This is a genomic window from Acidithiobacillus thiooxidans ATCC 19377 (assembly GCF_009662475.1).
GTDB classification, from domain to species: Bacteria; Pseudomonadota; Gammaproteobacteria; order Acidithiobacillales; family Acidithiobacillaceae; genus Acidithiobacillus; species Acidithiobacillus thiooxidans.
The window spans coordinates 1,927,085-1,945,415 of the sequence record NZ_CP045571.1; the positions used below are offsets into that span (position 1 = coordinate 1,927,085).

Here is an 18,331-nt window from a genome sequence, read left to right on the forward strand (position 1 = left end):
TACTCTCGGGCCTGAATACAAAGTGGCGAATTATAGGGATAGAGGGGGCAAACGTCCAGCCAATCCTCAGCGATTCATGGAATCAAAAAATTCCGCATTGTTTTTGGTGGCGCGCACCTTGTCGAGCAGAAACTCCATGGACTCCAAAGAATCCATAGGCGCCAGCAACTTGCGCAATACCCACATTTTGCTGAGCAAATCGGCAGGTACCAGCAATTCTTCCCGACGGGTTCCGGATTTGTTGAGATTGATGGCCGGATAAGTGCGCTTCTCGGCCAGACGGCGATCCAGATGGACTTCCATATTACCGGTGCCCTTGAACTCCTCAAAAATCACTTCGTCCATTTTCGAGCCGGTTTCCACCAAAGCCGTAGCGATAATAGTCAGACTACCACCCTCTTCAATATTTCGGGCGGCGCCAAAAAAGCGTTTGGGCTTCTGCAGGGCATTGGCATCCACACCACCCGTCAACACCTTGCCGGAAGATGGAACAACCGTATTGAAGGCTCTGGCCAAGCGTGTAATGGAATCGAGCAGAATTACCACATCGTGCTTGTGCTCTACCAGCCGCTTGGCTTTTTCAAGAACAATTTCAGCAACCTGGGTATGCCGGGTTGCGGGTTCATCAAAAGTTGAAGAAACCACCTCGCCTTTCACCGAGCGTTGCATATCGGTCACTTCTTCCGGGCGTTCATCAATCAGCAGCACAATCAAATAGCATTCAGGATGATTGGCAGTAATGGCGTGAGCAATTTGCTGGAGTAATACGGTTTTACCGGTTTTGGGCGGCGCCACAATCAAACCACGCTGCCCCTTACCAATGGGCGAAACCAGGTCAATAATGCGTGGTGCCACTTCACCGTAAGCCACAGCATCATATTCCAGACGCAAAGGTTCATCGGGAAACAAGGGAGTCAAATCATCAAAATTGACCTTGTTGCGGGTCGCTTCAGGCGATTCAAAATTAATGCTCTCCACTTTAAGGAGGGCAAAATAGCGCTCCCCTTCCTTGGGAGGACGAATTTGCCCGGACACCGTATCACCCGTCTGCAGGTGAAAACGCCGAATTTGCGAAGGAGAAACATAAATATCATCGGGTCCGGCCATGTATGAGCCGGAAGCTGCACGCAGAAAACCAAAGCCATCCTGCAAAATTTCCAGCACGCCCTCGCCATAAATAGCATCGCCATTACGGGCATGCGCCTTCAGGATATTGAAAATAATTTCCTGCTTTTTCTGGCGAGCGGTACCGTCCAACCCCATTTCCTGGCAGATAACGGCCAACTCAGCAGCAGTTTTCCTTTTTAAATCTGTCAGGTTCATGGCTGTAGCGCCAGGATTTGGCGTCAGCAGAATCTCTTCTTCTTCAAGAAGAATATCTTCGTTGGGAAAAGACTTGGGTGTACGGGGTGATTTACGGCGGGGACGTGGTGTATTCAAAGTTGGCTATCCAGAAATGCCGTCAGTTGGGCTTTACTCAAGGCTCCGACTTTCGTTGCTTCCAGCTTTCCATTTTTGAACAGCAACAAGGTGGGAATACCACGAATACCATACTGAGGGGGGGTGTTGGGATTTTCGTCGATATTGAATTTGGCAATTTGTAATTTGTCAGCATATTCAACGGCAACTTCTTCAAGAATGGGTGCAATCATTTTGCAAGGGCCGCACCACTCAGCCCAAAAATCAACCAGAACCGGCTTGGAACATTGCAGCACATCGGTTTCAAAACTGTCATCAGACACATACGTAATAGCATCGCTCATGGGAGATAGCTCCTCTGTCTCAGATTGTTACAGCGCTTTGGGTGGAGGTCATTTAGTGTGTTTCATATGGGATAATCCCAAACTCTAGGCACCGGACGGCGCTGGCAGGTTTGATCTTCTTTCAAATTGAAGGTGTGTGAAAGGATAGCACGATATAAACGGTATGCAAGTAGCAAGTTTCTGGACATCTGCATTACAAAGGATTGTAATCAACGATACTGCAGTAGAATCAAGTTATGGTCAAGCCATAGTCATGAATTGCCATCAAAATTCATTTCCCGATTACCGACACTTTTCCGCAGACCAGCAAAAAAGGAGCACCATCATGTTTGGATTCCATACTGTCAGACACCCATGCAGGATATGGGAGCGCATGGCATTCGTATGGGGGGTTTAACGGGTCTGGGTGGTGCCGCTTTGGGCATGATCGCCGGGCAGATGGCCGACGATGGTGAAGATGCCTTCGAGAAAAGGCTGAAGGTGCAGGTCGCTGTCTGCCCACAGTGTAGTGATCTGTCATTCAAGTATCATGGTGGGCTTTCTGTGATTTTACTTCCAGCACCACCATGCCACTACCAAGATGGCAGCGCTACTCAATGTTATAGCACCACTGATCAAAAGAAGTTTGAGTAATGCCCGTGCTTCGGCATAATGCGAATCTTCGCTCATAATATATCTGCTGCTTTCCAGGTTGAACCCATTGGCACGATTGGTAGAAAAACGGTAACTTCCCGTCCTCTTAGTGGACAATTCTTTGCGGTTTCCGTTCAATGAAGAATTCGGCACTGGGGCTTTGATTTGCCTGTTTGCCAGTTGCAGCACCATATCAATGCGCCGAACACCCAAAGTAAGACGAAAAGAAAGACGCGGCCAAGCTGGAAAAATTAAAGCCACTAAAAATCAGGGGCTTATTAGCAATGTGTGGCGGAGAGAGAGGGATTCGAACCCTCGATGGAGTGTTTAGCCCCATACTCCCTTAGCAGGGGAGCGCCTTCAGCCGCTCGGCCATCTCTCCGGTAGGCGGATAATACCCTGTTGTCTGGTCTGAGGTCAAAGTCTACCGACAAACGAATTTTCCCGGATTTTGAGCGTCTGACAATTATTCCACAGCTTGTGGTAACTTATTCGTCCCTGACAATGGAGAAATTTCCAGTGACCGCACTTCTGGTCTTGAAGGATTTAGCCAAACGACTCCCCGGCAATAATGACAAATGTTTGTTCCGTGAAGCCAGTTTGGAGGTGAGTGCGGGAGATTTTGTGGCCATCATGGGAGAAAGCGGCGTCGGTAAAAGCACCCTTCTGAACATTATCGCTGGCCTGGAACGACCGGATGGCGGACAAATGCATTTTCGGAATCAGGCACTCAACACCATGGATGATGACAGCCGCACCCTGCTCCGCCGCCGTCATATGGGTTTTGTGTTTCAGGCCTTTCACCTGATTCCGCAATTGAATGTTACCGAAAACATCGCCCTGCCCTGGCGTCTCAACGGTCTGCCACGCAAGGACCTTCCCCAGCGTATTCAGCATCTTGCCGAACAGTTGGGCATTGACGGAAAGCTGCAGGCCTGGCCCAGGGAGCTTTCTGGCGGCGAAATGCAAAGAGTCGCCGTTGCCCGGGCGATTGTGCATCGTCCTTCCCTGATTCTGGCTGATGAACCAACGGGCAGCCTGGATGCAGAATCTGCCGAATCGGTCATGAATTTGCTCTACACCGCACTGGAAGCGGAGGGACCGGCTGTACTGCTGGTCACCCATTCTGAGGCTGCAGCTAACCAGGCGCAGCGCAAACTGCACTTTGATGCCCAGGGATTCCACGCCCTGTGATGATGCGAATTCCTTGGCGGGCTGCAGTCTGGCGCCCCCTGCGACAACGTCCGGGTGCTACCGTTCTGGCCATGATCGGCATTGCCTTGGGGGTGGCTTTGGGGTTGGCCATTGCGCTCATCAATGTGCAGGCGGTCAGTGATTTTTCGGCGGGACTTCGCCATATGGCGGGTCAGGCAGATCTGACCCTCAGCGCTCCGGGTCCAGGTTTTAATAACGCCTGGTATGCACGCCTGAGCATGGCGCCAAATGTAGCGATAGCGGCGCCCGAAATCCATTTGCAGGCGATCCTCATTCAACCCGCACACCAACAACCCCTTCAGATTCTGGGAATCGATGCCTTTCAGGCCGCCAGGATGGGGCAACCCCTGATCCCCCTGAATCTGCGCAGCCCGCTGGCCCTGCTGGACCCGCTGAATATTGCCCTGAGTTCCCCGGCTATGCAGAAGTTGAATGTTCACACAGGCGATTTCATTACTGTCAATGCGGACGGAATACCGCGCCGCCTCAAGGTGATCGGCACCCTTCCTGATGTTCCGGGCGTAGGAGTAATGGGTGTCATGGATATTGCTGCGGTGCAATGGTTATGGGGCCGTGGAAATGAAATCAATCAGGTCGATTTGCGCCTGCAACCCGGAATCAGCAATCAGGCTTTTGAAAAGCAGTGGCGGCCACTACTGCCCCCCGGAGCGCTTCTCGAAAGTCCCGCCCAGCAGGGTCGGGTAGCGGCTGATGCTTCAAGAGCCTATCGCGTCAATCTGCTGGTACTCTCTCTGGTGGCGTTATTTACCGGGGCGTTTCTGGTGTATGCCACACTCGCCATGGGGGTCGTGCGCCAGCGCCAGCAACTGGCACTTTTGCGGGTATTGGGTTTGCGTCGGCGCGAAATCATTATGGCAGTCATGCTGCAGGGCGTGGTGCTCGGCGTGCCCGGTGCGCTGCTAGGATTACCACTGGGGGTTATGACTGCCGGATTGGCTCTGATGCATCTCGGCGGAGACCTGGGCGCAGGATATTTCAGCAGCGCTGCCCTGCAATTACATTGGCATCCATTACTCATGAGTATATTTTTTGGGGCGGGGATGGGTGCCGCACTGATAGGGGCCTTTTTACCCGCCTGGGAAACCAGTCGTGCCATTCCGGCCCAGGCTCTGCGTGCCGGTGCAGAAGAACAAAGTCATCTTCATCGCCAACATCCACGCATCGGCTTACTGCTGCTGATCATGGCTCTGGGTGGAGCTCTGGCCCCTGCCATTCATGGCATTCCCTATCTGGCTTATGGCGCTATTGCCTGTCTGCTGTTTGCCCTGCTCTTCCTGCTGGCTCCATTGCTGCGCCTTATCGTCCAGTTAATCCCCTTACCTGAAAGCAGTCTCTGGCGCCTGGCCCTGCTGCAATTACGGGGCGCTCCGGGGCGCGCCGCACAAAGTCTGGCCGCCGTCGTGGTAGCCTTCAGCCTGGTGGTAGCCATGGCCATTATGGTCGGTTCCTTTCGTGATTCAGTGGCCAACTGGCTGAGTGACATCCTGCGGGCTGATTTGTATGTGCAGGCGGGAAGTAATCAGGACGCATTACTCGCTTCCGGAACCGCACAATCCCTGTGCACGCTTCCAGATGTTCGCCATTGTTCACCGTTGCGCCGCATTCCATTGAATTTATTACCGGGTCATCCTCCCATCATGTTGCTGGCGCGCGGTATGAACCTGCAAGACCCCGGTCGGGAACTGCAAATACTCCGGTCTGTTCCTCTTCATACGCTGAAAGCACCGCCCGTATGGATTTCGGATATTCTGGCTGGCATCAGTGCCTGGCATCCAGGCCAGAACATCCGGATTCCTCTGGGCGGACAGCTTCGGACCGTCAGCATTGCCGGTATTTATCGCGACTACGCCTATCAGCAAGGATCCATTTCCATCCCGTTACAGGAATATCAACAGTGGTCCCATGATAAAGGCATCAATGGCGTAGCACTCTGGTTACAACCGCATGTGCCAGTCTCTGCCGCACTCGCACAATTGCATCAAAGCATCGCAAAAAGTCGGCAACTGCTGATTGCCACACCCCGGGAAATTCGCCACCGTAGTCTGCTGATTTTCAATCAGAGTTTTGCTGCAACTTATGCGCTGGAGGCCGTAGCCATGATTATTGGCCTGCTGGGAGTAAGCAGTGGTTTTGGTGCACAGACCCTGATGCGCCGCAACGAATTTGCCATGCTCCGGCATCTGGGGCTGCGCCATCGTGACCTGCTGGCCCTGCTTTTTGCCGAGGGCAGCATGCTTTCATTCGCCGGCATTCTCATTGGTGGCAGCCTGGGCATTGCCATCAGCGTGATTTTGATTGCGGTGGTCAATCCGCAATCTTTTCACTGGCACATGGGGTTTCAGCCTCCCTGGTTATTATTGGGAATAATCAGCGTGATTTTATGGATAGCAAGTACCGCTACCATGATCCTTGCGGGACATCGCGCCCTGCGCAACAGCCCGGCGGTGTTACGTGATGACTAAGCGACGGTTCCCTGCAACATGCCGGGGCCTGGTCAGCTTATGGGGGCTTTGGGTCATGATCCTGCTGATCGCTTTACGCAGTACTTCAGTAGCTGCAGCGATCCTGCCACCCCGTGTACTCCCCCTGCAAAACCCGTCCCATGTTGCGGTGTCTGCACAAAATCCTCTGCATTTTCCCAATGCTTACGGCAGTCACCCTGATTTTCCGATCGAATGGTGGTATATCACCGGCTGGCTCAAGAATGCTTCAGGACATCCTTTGGGTTTTCAGTTGACCTTTTTTCGCGTACGCCCCGCCATGGTCTGGGCAAACCCCAGTGCATTCAATGCGCGTCAGCTGATATTGGCCGAAGCCGCCATCAGCGATCCAGCCGTCGGGCACTTACTGACTGCACAACGTATTGCCCGCTCCGGTCTGGGCTTGGCGGGCGCAGATCAAAACCATACCCGGGTCTGGATTCGACACTGGTTTCTGCAACAAACCTCATCCGGCTATCAAGCAGTCATTCAAGGTAAAAACATGGGCTATCGGCTTCATTTTCAGATAACCCAAGCGCCCCTGCTGGAAGGCCCCAAAGGCATCAGCCAAAAGGGTCCTGACCCTAAAAATGCCAGTTATTACTACAGTATTCCGCATCTGCAGGTCAGTGGTGACGTAAGCATCAAAGGACATAGTCAGGCGGTTCAGGGCGAGGCCTGGCTCGATCATGAATGGTCTGCCGCATACTTACCGAAAGCTGCCGTAGGCTGGGACTGGCTTGGACTGAACCTGCACAATGGCGCTTCGCTCATGCTGCTCATGATGCGCCGTGCTGATGGTACTCCGCTTTGGCTGTCGGCCACCGAACGCAGCGCAGATGGACGGGTGCACTATTTCCATGCGGGGCAGATTCATATGCAAGCCACGGGCTGGTGGAAATCCAGCCGGACGGGCATCCGTTATCCAGTACGTTGGCAGATTCACGTCGGGGAACAGAAATTTTCCATTATGCCCCTGATGGACAACCAGGAATTTGATGCCAGCCACAGCAGCGGCACCATTTACTGGGAAGGGGCCGTGCGCGCCATCAGCCAGGGGAAAACTCTGGGTCACGGCTATCTGGAAATGACCGGCTACGGTGGTCGCCTGGCCCTCGGAGCCTCCTCTGAGTCTGAAGGACGCCAGACTGCGCCGAAACAACAGTGACATCCGGATTGAGGCTGAGAATTGCAGCAGGCCTGGGGGCTTTTTGCTCCAACGTCCCTTGCCTGTCGTTCTACGGCTCATCCTGCTGTCAGGAGAGAACTCGCCCTGCGGGCTCAGACAGCTCTCCTGACGGGCGCAGGATTTCACCAAGAACAACAACGGCGCGGGCCAAAGTCGCGGCAAAGCCGCCAGGCCTGCTGCCATTCTCAGCTTGGATACTTAACGACTTGACCTAACAGTTTTTTGTGTACACAATTTCGCCTATTAATTCCAATATTGAGGACACATAATATGGAAATTTCCATTCGTGAGTTCAGAGCCCATCTTGCGCAGTACCTCTCTGCAGCACAGCAGGGACAAACCCTCGATATCACCTCTCATCACAAACCGGTAGCCCGCGTTATCGGGATACCGTCTGTGACAAATTGCGGCATCACCCGTCTTCTGGCCAGCGATATGGCCCAATGGCAAGGCGGCAAACCGTTGGGTGCAAGCATTTGTCTTTCATCCACTGCACGCAGCGTGTCAGAAATAATACTGGAAGATCGCGGTTGATTTTATTTTGTGACACCTCCGCATTGATCAAGCTTTATCTGACGGAAGCGCACAGTGATGCTGTCAAAACCTTGCTTGCACAGGCCGACGTAGTTGCTGGCTGTCGTATTGCCTGGGCTGAAGCCTGCGCGGCCCTTTCGCGGCGCGGACGGGAATCACCCACAGACATGCCCCTTATTGAACAAGCCAAGCAGTATCTGGCCAAAGACTGGCCGCATTACCTGATCATCGAAGTGACTCAACACATTGTTGAACAGGCCGGTGATTATGCCGACGCTTTTGCCCTGCGCGGATATGACAGCGTACAACTGGCAGCCGCACATCAAGCCCAACAGGTTTCCGGAATGTCCGTCATGTTTGCCTGTTTTGATTTGCGCCTCAACAAGGCCGCACAGTTGCTGGGTATGGAAGTGCCCTTCCTGCAAAAAAGTGGCCGATAATGCCTTACGTTGCTACACTGAAAGCATGCCAAATTCCATTCCGCATCTACTCCTGCAAGAACAATTTCTGAACCGTTTTAATGGGCGCACCCTCATCGTCCATCGCGGTTTTCCTGATCAATATTTCAAGGAACTGCTGGAACAGCCTGGTGGAGGCGGGCATTTCCGGATAGATGTGCGGATTCCTCCCGGCACGCCGCCGACACCCATTGAATGGGTTGTTCATCAACACGTCATCCCTCTGGATTTACCCATGCCGCTGCTGGTCAAGGTCGATCCGGACTGTCTGTATTTGCGCCATTTGCTGCATGGTGAGCATGTCGGGCATCCCAGCGAGATTCTCTGGATGCTAGATGCCATCCGTGAGCGTTATCACATGCGTCTGGAGCGCCAGCAGGGCTATTACCAGCCCGTGCCGGGGATGCCTGTAGAAGAAAATGACCTTGACTATGACTTCAACAATGACTGACTCCCTGGATGATGCCGCCCTAATGCGTTACTCCCGACAGATTCTTCTGCCGGAAATTGACCTCGAAGGACAGAAACGTCTGCAGCTAAGCCGGGTACTGATCATCGGCATGGGTGGACTGGGTTGTCCGGCATCGCAGTATCTGGCTGCGGCAGGAATTGGACAACTGACCCTTTGCGATGGGGACGTTGTAGAAATCAGTAATCTGCAACGTCAGATTCTTTATACTGAAGCGGACCTGGGACGGCCCAAGGCCAGCGCCGCCCGTGAACGACTGCTGGCCATGAATCCCCATATCCGGGTGAGTGCCTGGACTGAAAACGCCAGCAGTGAATCGCTGGGCAGCGCCCTGGAAACCCATGATCTGGTTCTGGATTGCTGCGACAATTTTCACAGCCGCCACGCCATCAACCGCGCCTGTCGCGAGGCTCGCGTACCACTGGTCAGTGCCGCCGCCATTCGCTGGGAGGGGCAGCTCAGTGTGTTTGATTTCCGGGACCCGGATACCGCCTGCTATGCCTGCCTGTATCCAGAACAAGGCGAAGAAAACGGTGAAGACACCTGCTCCCGCAACGGAGTGCTGGGGCCCCTGCTGGGCATTCTCGGCAGTATGCAGGCCGTTGAGGCTATTCGTCTGCTCAGCGGTCACAACTCCCCGCTGAGCGGACAACTCCTGTTGGTCGACGCCCGCCACTGGCAATGGCGTCAGGTACAACTGCGCCGCGACCCAGCCTGTGGGGTTTGCGGCGGGGTCTGCGCATGAACCCTTTGATTTTACCCCGCACTCTGGCCAACGCCCTGCTCGGTGATCTGCAGTCCGGCGCTGGACAAGGGCTGGTCGGCGCTTTGCAAGAACGCCCCTGCTCCGTTTACCCGGTCAGTGCCGAACAACGCGGCATGGCGCTGGATCTGCTGACCAGCCGGGGCGAAACGCTTTTTGCCTACTATGCGGCGGCTCCGCAGGAACCTTACAGCACTTTGCCCGAAAGGCCCCTGAGCCCCTTTGATCCACCCTACCAAATCCGTCTGGCAACCGACATCCGTGGGGTGATCGTACTACGCGCCTATGCCCGGACAGCCGGACAAGGCTGGCAAGAAAAAATCATCGAGCTGGAAAATGACTGAAGACCATGGATTTTCGGTCATGTCCTTCAATATTCAGGTGGGTATTGGCTCTCATCGTGCCCGGCACATGCTGCTCCATGGCTGGAAATATGTAATGCCGCACGGCCAGAGTCTGCGCAATCTGGAACGCATTGCCGAAATTCTTTCAGAAGCGGATGTTGTCGGCCTGAATGAAGTAGATGCCGGCTCGTTTCGCAGCCAGTATGTGAATCAGGCCGGTTTTTTGGCAGAACGGGCGCACTTTCCTTACTGGGCACAGCAACGCACCCGTGATTTTGGCGAGCTGGCCCAGCACAGTAACAGCGTACTCTCGCGCTGGCCCATTGCCCGCAGTGAACCGCACACTCTGCCGAGCTTCATGAAAGGTCGGGGCATGCTGGAAACCAGCACCGAAATCAATGGTAGGCCTCTGACTGTCGTCATCACCCATCTGGGCCTCAGTCGTCACGCCCGTTTCAGTCAAATCCGCGATCTCGCGCAACGTCTGCGCCAGCGCCGCCATCTCATTCTCATGGGCGACCTCAACTGCACTGCCCGCTCTCCGGAAATCCGCCTGCTCCTGGCCGAAAGCGGGCTACAGGCGCCGCCCTGGAACCCGCCTACCTTTCCGAGCTGGTCTCCGCGCTTTTCCTTTGACCACATTTTCTGTAGCCCGGACCTGGAATTCACCGAAATTGAAAGTATTGGCGAACCCCTGTCCGATCATCTGGCTCTCAAGGCGCGATTGCGCTGGAACTCGAAGACAGCGGCAAATGTAACGACCCGGTCACATTAAAAGGGATCCGGCTATTGAAAAGTCCTGTCACCAGATAGCCCTTGACCGCATAAGGCAAGCCTTTCTGACTGTCGACACTGCCTAGTTCACCCAACACGGGCAACAAATTTCCCGTAACCGGGATGGAGACTACGCTACTTCCATACGCCGGAACCTGTACGGGCTTATCCAGCAGGCCATAAGCCACCTGCCGGTTTTGCACCAACAAACGCGCCTCCCCGGCCTTAGCGCGCAAGGCGCTGCTGTTGGGATTGCTGATTTTCAGATCCAGGGTAAAAGTCTGCGACACAAAACCTACCGACTGGGGATGAATGCTTTCCAGTTGCACCTGCGGCGAATGGGCCGGAAAAGCGCTGCAAGCCGTCAACGGCAAAGCGGCCATCATCAGCAAAGGCCAACGCCAAAAACTTTGGGAGAAGCCAGCACTTCGTGTAACAATACCCATCAGTCCACTCCAGCAGATCCAAGCGACTGAGTATAACCCAAGGAATATCCGATAAAAGCCCATATCGCGCATGACCGACCATAATCCCCAAGAGCCTCGCTGGCAGCTTCAGGAGCAGACCATTACCCTGAGCGGTCGCTGGACCTTACGCCGCCTGGGCGGCAGTTTTGCCCGACAGCAAAAAATGCTGAGCAACATTCACGCCGATCTGCTCTGGGATTTACGCAATCTGGAAGCTCTGGACAGTGCCGGTGCGCTGCTGCTCTGGCAGGTCTGGGGAAACCGTTTCCCCGAAAAAATACAGTTGAACGATCTGCATCAGGCCATATTCACCCGACTGGCCGATTTACAACCTTTGACGCATCCCCCGCGCCGTCCCTTTCAGATTCTAGACGCTCTCGGTGCTTTTCTTGTCGAAACCGGCGGTGATCTTTGGGGGATTTTTTTGTTGATGGGTGCGCTACTGCTGGAATTCGGGCGCGGCTTGCGGTATCCCCGCAGCTTTCCCTGGCGGGAAATATCCGCCACTATTGTCAGCACCGGCCCCAGTTCCCTGCCTATTTTGACGCTCATCGGTTTTTTGATCGGAGTGGTAATTTCCTTTCAGTCGGCTTCCACTCTGGCCCAATATGGAGCCAACATCTACATCGTCAATATTGCCGGTCTGAGTATTTTGCGGGAGTTTGGCCCGTTGATCACGGCGATCATTCTTTCCGGCCGTTCGGGTTCGGCGTTTACCGCCCAGATCGGGGCCATGCGCGTTACCGAAGAACTCGATGCCCTGCGCACCTTTGGTATCCCCCCCATCCGCCGTCTGGTGCTACCCAAAGTCATCGCCCTGGCTCTGGTGGTTCCATTGCTGGTGTTGTGGACGGACATGGTGGGGATTCTCGGCGCCATGCTGGTCGCCAAGGCCAACCTGGGCATCAGCTATCACTTTTTCATTCAGGAAATGCCCGTTGCCGTTCCCAGTTTCAATTTATGGCTGGGTATTATCAAAGGCGCCGTTTTCGGCATACTGATTTCTTGGATTGCCGGTTTTCATGGCCTGAAAGTCAAGCCCAACACCACCAGCCTGAGTCGGGAAACCACCAATTCCGTGGTGTTCTCCATCACCCTGGTGATTCTTATTGACGCCATCCTCGCGCTGGTATTTGCCAATACGGGGATTAGCTGATGGAACGACCTGATGCCATCATCATGGAAAATATTGGTACCCGCTTCGGAGACTACTGGATTCACCGCAATCTGGACCTGAAAGTCCACTGCGGTGAAATCCTCGCCATTGTCGGTGGCAGTGGCACCGGCAAAACCACCCTGTTGCGGGCCATGATGGGCCTGGTCCCCATTGCCGATGGCAAGCTGACCATACTCGGCAAAAATCCGCAAACCCTGACCCTGCGCGAACAAATTGCCCTGCGCCAGCGCTGGGGCGTACTTTTCCAGCAAGGTGCCCTGTTTAGCGCCCTGACCGTTTTCGAAAATATTGCCTTTCCCCTGCGTGAATGGGGACACCTGACCCGCAGCGAAATCAATGATCTGGTGGCCCTGAAATTACAGATGGTCGGACTTCAGCCCAAAGATGCCTGGAAACTGCCCGCCGAGCTTTCGGGCGGCATGATCAAGCGCGTGGCCCTGGCGCGAGCGCTGGCCATGGAAGCGGAAATTCTCTTTCTGGACGAGCCCACCTCGGGACTGGACCCCATTGCCGCCTCGGATTTTGATGCACTGCTGCGGCAGGTACATGCGGATATCGGCTTTACCGTGGTCATGGTCAGTCATGATCTGGACAGTCTCGCGGCCACCGCCAGCCGGGTGGCGGTACTGGCCGACCACAAGGTACTGACCGTGGGCCCCCTCAATGCAGTGCAGGCCGTGGATCATCCCTATATTCAGGCATTTTTTCATGGGGAGCGCGGTGAAAGGCTGCTCAACAGCCTCCGCGCCACCGGCAAGCTGCCTACTCTCCCCAGCGACGACCAATCTGGTTGGGCACGCCAATCTGATCCAGCACCCGCGCGACCATAAAATCCACCAAATCTTCAATGCGCTGGGGACGATGGTAAAAACCCGGACTGGCCGGCAAAATCCGCACCCCCATGCGCGCCAGACTCAGCATATTTTCCAGATGAATGGTCGAAACCGGACTTTCCCGGGGCACCAGCACCAACTTGCGGCCTTCCTTGAGCATGACGTCTGCCGCGCGTTCGGTCAGATTATCGGACAAACCATGGGCAATAGCCGCGAGAGTGCCTCCCGAGCAAGGGCAAATCACCATGGCGCGAGGCGCATTGGAACCCGAAGCGACGGGGGAATACCAGTCATGCGGGGCATAAACAGACAACAGACCAGGCTCGGTCCCAAAATGGATATTGAGAAAGCGGGTGACACCCTCGGGCTTTTCCGGCAAATCCAGCCCCAGCTCTTCCTTGCAGACCACCCGCGCCGCGTCGGAAATCAGCAGATAAACCTGAATCCCGGCGGTGAGCAGGACCTCCACGAGACGCATACCGTAAGCTGCCCCCGAAGCACCCGTCATCGCCACACAAATACGGTCCTGCGGACTCTGTTCTGCCATTATTTTTCTCCTGTTGTGACGGTATTTCTGCGCGCCAGTTCCGCCAACAAGCGCCCATGAATGCCCGCAAAAGCCCCGTTACTCATCACCAGAACCTGATCTCCGGCCTGTAATTCGTCAAGAATCTGCTGCAGCAGCTCATCTATGTCCGGGGAAACTTGCGCCGTTCCCGCCAGGGCAGCGCGAACATCCCAGCCTATATCGGCGGGGGCAAAAACAAAAGCACGATCAGCCCCCTGCAGGCTGGCAGCCAAAGTCTGCTGATGTATTCCCAGCTTCATGGTATTGGAACGCGGCTCCAGTACGGCAATCAAGCGGCCGGAGGCGCCCATCTGCCCGCGCAAGGCGGCAATGGTCGCCGCAATGGCCGTGGGATGATGGGCAAAATCATCATACACCGACACCCCGGCAGCGCTGCCCCGTAATTCCAGACGCCGACGCACCCCCCGAAAACTGCGCAAGGCGGCTATGCCCACGTCCAGGGGGACTCCAGCATGCCGCGCCGCCAGCAAGGCCGCCAGAGCATTTTCAACATTAAACACCCCCGCCGTATCCCACTCAGCCTGCCCACGCAACTGCCCCTGCTCCACAATACTGAAGCGCCGGCCATCGGGACTATCCAGTTGCACCTGCCAATCGCCCCCGTCGGCAAAATGCTGCACCGGCGTCCAGCAGCCCTTGTCCAGCACTTGCTGTAAAGCGGGTGCCGCCGCGTTGACGATCAACGCACCAGTACCAGGCACTGTCCGCAACAAATGATGGAACTGGGTGATGATGGCCGCGAGATCCGGAAATATATCGGCATGATCATATTCGAGATTATTCAGTATCAGCGTACGCGGATGATAATGCACGAATTTGGAACGCTTATCGAAAAAGGCCGTATCGTATTCGTCGGCCTCAATCACAAAAAACGGACTATCGGTAAGCCGCGCGGAAATCCCGAAATTCAGCGCTTCACCACCAATCAGAAAGCCCGGATTGAGTCCCGCTTCCTGCAAAATCCAGGTCAATATGGAAGTGGTGGTGGTTTTTCCGTGGGTGCCCGCCACTGCCAGTACCCAGCGACTGGCGAGAATCTCCCGCGCCAGCCAGGCAGGGCCGGAATCATAAGGAATCTGCCGATCCAGTACCGCCTCCACACAGGGATTCCCCCGGGACAGGGCATTACCAATAATGACCAGATCAGGCGCGGGATTGAGCTGTGCGGGGTCATACCCTTCATGCACCACAATCCCCTCGCGGGCCAGCAGCTCGCTCATGGGTGGATAGGTGTGGGTATCAGAACCCGTTACCTGATGTCCGGCGGCACGCGCCAACAAGGCCACTCCACCCATGAAAGTCCCGCAAATACCGAGGACGTGAATATGCATGCGGGATTAGTGCATGGTACTGCGGGATGGAGCGCCCAAACGCTGATCAAGCATCTGATTGGCCAGTTCAAAAAGTGCAGAAAATTTTTCCAGCAACTCCTGATAACGGGACATCAACGCTTCTTCTTCGGCCAGCACCGGATGGTCGTCCAGAGAACGGGCCAACATGTCCCGGGCCATGCCCAAACGCTCCACCACCTCAAAATACGCCCAACCATCGGGAGGCTGGGCACTGGCTGCGGCCATTTCCTGCTGGTAATACCAAACCAGGGCGCCCCGGGTAACAGCCTGGGCAGCAGTGGGTTCTTCCACTTCCGTCAACTGCCACTCATGACTGGTGGGTTCCTGCCAGTCCATATACACATGCCAGCGCTGACCGTTTTCGTCGGACATAAACTCCAGACGCACCCCAACCCCCTGGTCGCCAAGGCGGGCAATCAGGCGTTCTGCCTCTTCCCAATCATCGGCATAATCCGGAATGGGACTGCCGGGGACAGAACCCATGACCAGCAGCTCCACCTGCTCCAGATAATGGTCGTCCAGCGCGGCGCTACGGGCGATTTCCAGCGCGTCATTGCTACTCAAAGAAGGTTCCTTCCAACGGACTGCTGGCGCTGGCATAGAGCTTGCGCGGCATCCGGCCAGCCAAAAATGCCTTGCGCCCGGCATCCACACCCAGACGCATGGCTTCCGCCATCAATATCGGATCCTTGGCAGCGGCAATGGCCGTATTCAGGAGTACCCCATCACAACCCAGTTCCATGGCTACCGCCACATCCGAAGCCGTACCCACCCCTGCATCCACCAGAATCGGCACCGTCGCCTGTTCAAGAATAATGCGCAGATTGTACGGATTACGGATCCCCAACCCCGAACCAATGGGCGCAGCCAGCGGCATCACCGCCACACAGCCCATTTCCGCAAAGGCCTTGCAGGCTACCGGATCATCCATGCTGTACACCATCACCTCAAAACCATCGGCAACCAGGGTTTTGGCCGCTTCATAGGTTTGCCGCATATCTGGATATAGGGTCTGAGGATCGCCGATGACTTCCAGCTTGACCAGTTTCCAGTCGCCCAGTTCACGGGCCAGACGACAGGTGCGCACCGCGTCTTCAGCAGTATAACAGCCCGCCGTATTGGGAAGAATGGTAAATTGATCCGGAGGCAAAGCCTCCAGCAAATTGGGGGCGTCGCGATCCTGGCCAAGATTCACCCGACGCAGCGCCACGGTAATGATTTCCGCGCCCGCCGCATCCACGGCCGCCCGGGTTTCCGCAAAATCCTTGTACTTGCCCGTACCGACCAATAATCTGGACTGATACGCACGCCCCGCGATCACCAGGGGATCTTTATGTATGGTCATTATCTCACCTCAAAATAGGGATTGATGCCGCAGCGCCAACCATTAACCGCCGCCCACCGCCTGAATAATTTCCAGACGATCACCCGCAGCAACCATAACCTCGCCATGGGTGCTGCGCGGCACAATTTCGCCATTGCGCTCTACCGCCACCCGCCGCTCCGCCCAACCCAAATCGGCCAGTAGCTCCAGCACCGTCATTTGCTCCGGCACCTCACGGGGCACACCATTTACCTGTATCAGCATGCCTGCGATGCTAGAACCTCCCCGCAGGGGCGTCAATCCCGCAACTCTTGCAAAAGATCCGCACTCCGTTTACGCCATCGCGGCATTTCTGCGCGAAATGCCGCAAGTCTTTCGAACGGGAGCGCGCTCGTGCCATTCTCCACACTCTCAACGCGCGCCACAGGACGCCCATGACGCGTAATGATAACCGTCTCACCATTTTCGACCTGATGAAGAATTTCACTCAGATGCGTTTTTTTATGCGCCAGCGTATAAGTTCCCATCATTTTCTCCCAAGATGGCTATATTTATGGCCAAAATAAAGGACCTAAACATCAAGATCAACAATTTTGGGGGTGATGCCTTGTATATAAACCAAAGCCCGCCTAGGATAACGAGATTATGCCCACCATCGATCACATAGACGCAGCGCGGGTAGTGATCTACCTCAACGATCATCGTCCTGCTCATGTGCACGTGGTAAAAGGGGATGGTAAGGCAGTATTCATATTGCATTGCCCGAAAGGGCCACCGGAGCTACGGGAGAGCACTGGCTTTTCCAGGACGGAGATACGTCACATACTGGAAGAAAGCATATCCCGATTGGCATTATTCTGTTGAGAGTGGGAGAGGTACCATGGACCAGATAGACAAAATTCTTGAGCGCGACTGGGACGCTGCAAATCAGCGTGGACAGGAGACGCTTGCTGCTGGCCCACTGGCGGAGTCCGCCTACTATGACCAACCTACGGGAAAGGTCGTGATAGAGCTGAACAACGGTGTTGGTCTACACATCCCACCAGCATTGATTCAAGACATAGAGAATGCCACCCCCGCAGATATGGCAGAGATCGTCATTCAGGGACGTGGCCTTGGACTACACTTCCCGCGATTGGACGCTGATCTGTACGTCCCTGCATTGGCGCGGGGCGTTCTCGGTACATCGGCATGGATGCGCAGCCTTGGGCAGAAGGGAGGCGTATCAAAAAGCCCCGCCAAGGCAGCGGCAGCCCGAAGAAACGGACGGCTTGGCGGGCGACCACCATCCACAGAAAAGAAGGCTGTATCGTAATGTCTCATGTTAGGCAGAGAGAGGCCCACAAGACACAAGGACGCATTCTGTCTAACAAGATGAGCGTTGATGAATATCTAGCCGGCGAGCAGGACGGTGAGTTCCGGCACGAATATATTGATGGCATGGTCTATGCCATGGTCGGTGCCAGTCGCCGTCACGCGCTGATAGTCACTTCCCTCACTCTCTTGTTGGGTCCCAAAGCACGGCAGCAAGGCTGCCAACTTTTCACCAATGACATGAAAGTGCGTATCCAGCAGGCCGGAGAGGAGAGCTTTTATTACCCCGACCTGATACTCGGCTGCGATCCCAACGATCGGGAAACTTACTTCAGCACCCGCCCCTGCCTGATTATCGAAGTACTTTCTGAAAGCACCGAACGCATCGACCGGCGCGAAAAACTCTATGCCTATACCGGCGGACTGCCCAGCCTGCACGAATACCTGCTGCTCGCTCAGGACTGTCGTCATGCTGATCTATATCGCCGCAGGTCAGAAGGCTGGCAGCATGAAAAGCTTGTCGAAGGCAGCATCCATCTGGATTGTCTGGATATGGACGTGAGCATCGATGATATCTACCAGGATGCCGAGCGTGCGTAACAGCCCCATGCGTCGCCCAACGCCTTGACAGC

At 55.1% G+C, this 18,331-nt stretch carries 24 protein-coding genes and 1 tRNA gene; 15 read left to right on the top strand and 10 right to left on the bottom strand.

What is annotated here, in order from left to right:
* Positions 1-66 precede the first annotated feature (66 nt).
* Positions 67-1,440 carry a transcription termination factor Rho gene (gene rho, locus GCD22_RS10170; protein ID WP_425321081.1) on the bottom strand — a complete coding sequence of 458 codons (1,374 nt, stop codon included), beginning with the start codon at positions 1,438-1,440 and terminating at the stop codon, positions 67-69.
* Positions 1,437-1,763, bottom strand: a complete 327-nt coding sequence (trxA, locus tag GCD22_RS10175; protein ID WP_010639224.1) for a thioredoxin TrxA — start codon at positions 1,761-1,763, stop codon at positions 1,437-1,439. The genes rho and trxA overlap by 4 nt, the downstream gene beginning before the upstream one ends.
* Positions 1,764-2,117: 354 nt before the next feature.
* Between trxA and GCD22_RS10180 the strand changes: the two genes are divergently transcribed.
* Positions 2,118-2,396, top strand: coding sequence for a hypothetical protein (locus GCD22_RS10180; RefSeq protein ID WP_226831565.1), 279 nt, complete (start codon positions 2,118-2,120; stop codon positions 2,394-2,396).
* Positions 2,397-2,685: 289 nt separating this feature from the next.
* Here GCD22_RS10180 and GCD22_RS10185 read toward each other — a convergent pair.
* Positions 2,686-2,778 (bottom strand) — tRNA-Ser (locus GCD22_RS10185).
* A gap of 137 nt (positions 2,779-2,915) precedes the next feature.
* Between GCD22_RS10185 and GCD22_RS10190 the strand changes: the two genes are divergently transcribed.
* The 9 genes from GCD22_RS10190 to GCD22_RS10230 all read left to right on the top strand — a co-directional run bounded on the left by GCD22_RS10190 (position 2,916) and on the right by GCD22_RS10230 (position 10,644).
* Entirely contained in the window at positions 2,916-3,590 is a 675-nt protein-coding gene (locus tag GCD22_RS10190) for an ABC transporter ATP-binding protein (RefSeq protein ID WP_080707800.1), read from the top strand.
* Positions 3,590-6,094, top strand: a complete 2,505-nt coding sequence (locus GCD22_RS10195) for an FtsX-like permease family protein (protein WP_176212004.1) — start codon at positions 3,590-3,592, stop codon at positions 6,092-6,094. The genes GCD22_RS10190 and GCD22_RS10195 overlap by 1 nt, the downstream gene beginning before the upstream one ends.
* 55 nt (positions 6,095-6,149) lie before the next feature.
* Positions 6,150-7,280 (top strand): lipocalin-like domain-containing protein, encoded by a 1,131-nt coding sequence (locus tag GCD22_RS10200; protein ID WP_080707801.1) that lies wholly within the window; start codon positions 6,150-6,152, stop codon positions 7,278-7,280.
* 291 nt (positions 7,281-7,571) lie between these two features.
* Positions 7,572-7,835, top strand: coding sequence for a type II toxin-antitoxin system Phd/YefM family antitoxin (locus GCD22_RS10205; RefSeq protein ID WP_031572130.1), 264 nt, complete (start codon positions 7,572-7,574; stop codon positions 7,833-7,835).
* Positions 7,832-8,275, top strand: coding sequence for a type II toxin-antitoxin system VapC family toxin (locus GCD22_RS10210; RefSeq protein WP_031572131.1), 444 nt, complete (start codon positions 7,832-7,834; stop codon positions 8,273-8,275). The genes GCD22_RS10205 and GCD22_RS10210 overlap by 4 nt, the downstream gene beginning before the upstream one ends.
* 25 nt (positions 8,276-8,300) lie before the next feature.
* On the top strand, positions 8,301-8,744 hold the full coding sequence (locus GCD22_RS10215) for a hypothetical protein (RefSeq protein ID WP_031572132.1): 444 nt from the start codon (positions 8,301-8,303) through the stop codon (positions 8,742-8,744).
* Complete coding sequence (locus tag GCD22_RS10220) at positions 8,737-9,507, top strand: HesA/MoeB/ThiF family protein (RefSeq protein WP_031572133.1); 771 nt, start codon at positions 8,737-8,739, stop codon at positions 9,505-9,507. The genes GCD22_RS10215 and GCD22_RS10220 overlap by 8 nt, the downstream gene beginning before the upstream one ends.
* Positions 9,504-9,869, top strand: a complete 366-nt coding sequence (locus tag GCD22_RS10225; RefSeq protein WP_031572134.1) for a hypothetical protein — start codon at positions 9,504-9,506, stop codon at positions 9,867-9,869. Before GCD22_RS10220 ends, GCD22_RS10225 begins: the two co-directional genes overlap by 4 nt.
* A complete protein-coding gene (locus GCD22_RS10230) occupies positions 9,862-10,644 on the top strand; it encodes an endonuclease/exonuclease/phosphatase family protein (RefSeq protein WP_031572135.1) in 783 nt (260 codons plus the stop codon). The genes GCD22_RS10225 and GCD22_RS10230 overlap by 8 nt, the downstream gene beginning before the upstream one ends.
* On the opposite strand, the gene GCD22_RS10235 is transcribed toward GCD22_RS10230, so the two are convergent.
* Positions 10,583-11,089 carry an LEA/WHy family protein gene (locus tag GCD22_RS10235; RefSeq protein WP_031572136.1) on the bottom strand — a complete coding sequence of 169 codons (507 nt, stop codon included), beginning with the start codon at positions 11,087-11,089 and terminating at the stop codon, positions 10,583-10,585. The genes GCD22_RS10230 and GCD22_RS10235 overlap by 62 nt on opposite strands.
* 70 nt (positions 11,090-11,159) lie before the next feature.
* On the opposite strand from GCD22_RS10235, the gene GCD22_RS10240 reads away from it, so the two are divergent.
* Positions 11,160-12,266 carry an ABC transporter permease gene (locus tag GCD22_RS10240; protein ID WP_081577392.1) on the top strand — a complete coding sequence of 369 codons (1,107 nt, stop codon included), beginning with the start codon at positions 11,160-11,162 and terminating at the stop codon, positions 12,264-12,266.
* Positions 12,266-13,117, top strand: coding sequence for an ABC transporter ATP-binding protein (locus GCD22_RS10245; protein WP_031572138.1), 852 nt, complete (start codon positions 12,266-12,268; stop codon positions 13,115-13,117). The genes GCD22_RS10240 and GCD22_RS10245 overlap by 1 nt, the downstream gene beginning before the upstream one ends.
* On the opposite strand, the gene GCD22_RS10250 is transcribed toward GCD22_RS10245, so the two are convergent.
* From GCD22_RS10250 to GCD22_RS10270, 6 genes are read right to left on the bottom strand one after another with little or no spacing between them, the layout of a single operon-like run.
* Complete coding sequence (locus tag GCD22_RS10250; protein ID WP_024893534.1) at positions 13,050-13,667, bottom strand: flavin prenyltransferase UbiX; 618 nt, start codon at positions 13,665-13,667, stop codon at positions 13,050-13,052. The two genes, GCD22_RS10245 and GCD22_RS10250, sit on opposite strands and share 68 nt — an antisense overlap.
* Positions 13,667-15,040 carry a UDP-N-acetylmuramate:L-alanyl-gamma-D-glutamyl-meso-diaminopimelate ligase gene (gene mpl / locus GCD22_RS10255; protein ID WP_031572139.1) on the bottom strand — a complete coding sequence of 458 codons (1,374 nt, stop codon included), beginning with the start codon at positions 15,038-15,040 and terminating at the stop codon, positions 13,667-13,669. Before mpl ends, GCD22_RS10250 begins: the two co-directional genes overlap by 1 nt.
* Before the next feature lie 6 nt (positions 15,041-15,046).
* On the bottom strand, positions 15,047-15,625 hold the full coding sequence (locus GCD22_RS10260) for a hypothetical protein (protein WP_031572140.1): 579 nt from the start codon (positions 15,623-15,625) through the stop codon (positions 15,047-15,049).
* Positions 15,618-16,400 carry a thiazole synthase gene (locus GCD22_RS10265; RefSeq protein ID WP_031572141.1) on the bottom strand — a complete coding sequence of 261 codons (783 nt, stop codon included), beginning with the start codon at positions 16,398-16,400 and terminating at the stop codon, positions 15,618-15,620. Before GCD22_RS10265 ends, GCD22_RS10260 begins: the two co-directional genes overlap by 8 nt.
* Before the next feature lie 48 nt (positions 16,401-16,448).
* Positions 16,449-16,649 carry a sulfur carrier protein ThiS gene (thiS, locus tag GCD22_RS18200; protein WP_010638690.1) on the bottom strand — a complete coding sequence of 67 codons (201 nt, stop codon included), beginning with the start codon at positions 16,647-16,649 and terminating at the stop codon, positions 16,449-16,451.
* Positions 16,650-16,681: 32 nt separating this feature from the next.
* Positions 16,682-16,915 (bottom strand): type II toxin-antitoxin system Phd/YefM family antitoxin, encoded by a 234-nt coding sequence (locus GCD22_RS10270; protein ID WP_077273114.1) that lies wholly within the window; start codon positions 16,913-16,915, stop codon positions 16,682-16,684.
* 115 nt (positions 16,916-17,030) lie between these two features.
* Between GCD22_RS10270 and GCD22_RS10275 the strand changes: the two genes are divergently transcribed.
* The 3 genes from GCD22_RS10275 to GCD22_RS10285 are packed head-to-tail and all read left to right on the top strand — an operon-like array spanning position 17,031 to position 18,299.
* The gene (locus GCD22_RS10275) at positions 17,031-17,249 is read left to right on the top strand and encodes a DUF4160 domain-containing protein (RefSeq protein ID WP_080707802.1); all 219 of its coding nucleotides are present in this window, start codon (positions 17,031-17,033) and stop codon (positions 17,247-17,249) included.
* Between the two features lie 16 nt (positions 17,250-17,265).
* The gene (locus tag GCD22_RS10280) at positions 17,266-17,700 is read left to right on the top strand and encodes a DUF2442 domain-containing protein (RefSeq protein ID WP_081577393.1); all 435 of its coding nucleotides are present in this window, start codon (positions 17,266-17,268) and stop codon (positions 17,698-17,700) included.
* The gene (locus GCD22_RS10285; protein ID WP_226856135.1) at positions 17,700-18,299 is read left to right on the top strand and encodes a Uma2 family endonuclease; all 600 of its coding nucleotides are present in this window, start codon (positions 17,700-17,702) and stop codon (positions 18,297-18,299) included. The genes GCD22_RS10280 and GCD22_RS10285 overlap by 1 nt, the downstream gene beginning before the upstream one ends.
* Positions 18,300-18,331: the final 32 nt, after the last annotated feature.

Coding starts and splice junctions, on each gene's coding strand:
- GCD22_RS10215 (WP_031572132.1), top strand. CDS start 8,301: ATGCCAAATTCCATTCCGCATCTACTCCTGCAAGAACAATTTCTGAAC.
- GCD22_RS10245 (WP_031572138.1), top strand. CDS start 12,266: ATGGAACGACCTGATGCCATCATCATGGAAAATATTGGTACCCGCTTC.
- GCD22_RS10200 (WP_080707801.1), top strand. CDS start 6,150: ATGATCCTGCTGATCGCTTTACGCAGTACTTCAGTAGCTGCAGCGATC.
- GCD22_RS10220 (WP_031572133.1), top strand. CDS start 8,737: ATGACTGACTCCCTGGATGATGCCGCCCTAATGCGTTACTCCCGACAG.
- GCD22_RS10280 (WP_081577393.1), top strand. CDS start 17,266: ATGGACCAGATAGACAAAATTCTTGAGCGCGACTGGGACGCTGCAAAT.
- GCD22_RS10270 (WP_077273114.1), bottom strand. CDS start 16,915: ATGATGGGAACTTATACGCTGGCGCATAAAAAAACGCATCTGAGTGAA.
- mpl (WP_031572139.1), bottom strand. CDS start 15,040: ATGCATATTCACGTCCTCGGTATTTGCGGGACTTTCATGGGTGGAGTG.
- GCD22_RS10275 (WP_080707802.1), top strand. CDS start 17,031: ATGCCCACCATCGATCACATAGACGCAGCGCGGGTAGTGATCTACCTC.
- GCD22_RS10250 (WP_024893534.1), bottom strand. CDS start 13,667: ATGGCAGAACAGAGTCCGCAGGACCGTATTTGTGTGGCGATGACGGGT.
- GCD22_RS10195 (WP_176212004.1), top strand. CDS start 3,590: ATGATGCGAATTCCTTGGCGGGCTGCAGTCTGGCGCCCCCTGCGACAA.
- GCD22_RS10240 (WP_081577392.1), top strand. CDS start 11,160: ATGACCGACCATAATCCCCAAGAGCCTCGCTGGCAGCTTCAGGAGCAG.
- GCD22_RS10235 (WP_031572136.1), bottom strand. CDS start 11,089: ATGGGTATTGTTACACGAAGTGCTGGCTTCTCCCAAAGTTTTTGGCGT.
- GCD22_RS10285 (WP_226856135.1), top strand. CDS start 17,700: ATGTCTCATGTTAGGCAGAGAGAGGCCCACAAGACACAAGGACGCATT.
- GCD22_RS10180 (WP_226831565.1), top strand. CDS start 2,118: ATGCAGGATATGGGAGCGCATGGCATTCGTATGGGGGGTTTAACGGGT.
- GCD22_RS10230 (WP_031572135.1), top strand. CDS start 9,862: ATGACTGAAGACCATGGATTTTCGGTCATGTCCTTCAATATTCAGGTG.
- GCD22_RS10205 (WP_031572130.1), top strand. CDS start 7,572: ATGGAAATTTCCATTCGTGAGTTCAGAGCCCATCTTGCGCAGTACCTC.
- GCD22_RS10225 (WP_031572134.1), top strand. CDS start 9,504: ATGAACCCTTTGATTTTACCCCGCACTCTGGCCAACGCCCTGCTCGGT.
- trxA (WP_010639224.1), bottom strand. CDS start 1,763: ATGAGCGATGCTATTACGTATGTGTCTGATGACAGTTTTGAAACCGAT.
- thiS (WP_010638690.1), bottom strand. CDS start 16,649: ATGCTGATACAGGTAAATGGTGTGCCCCGTGAGGTGCCGGAGCAAATG.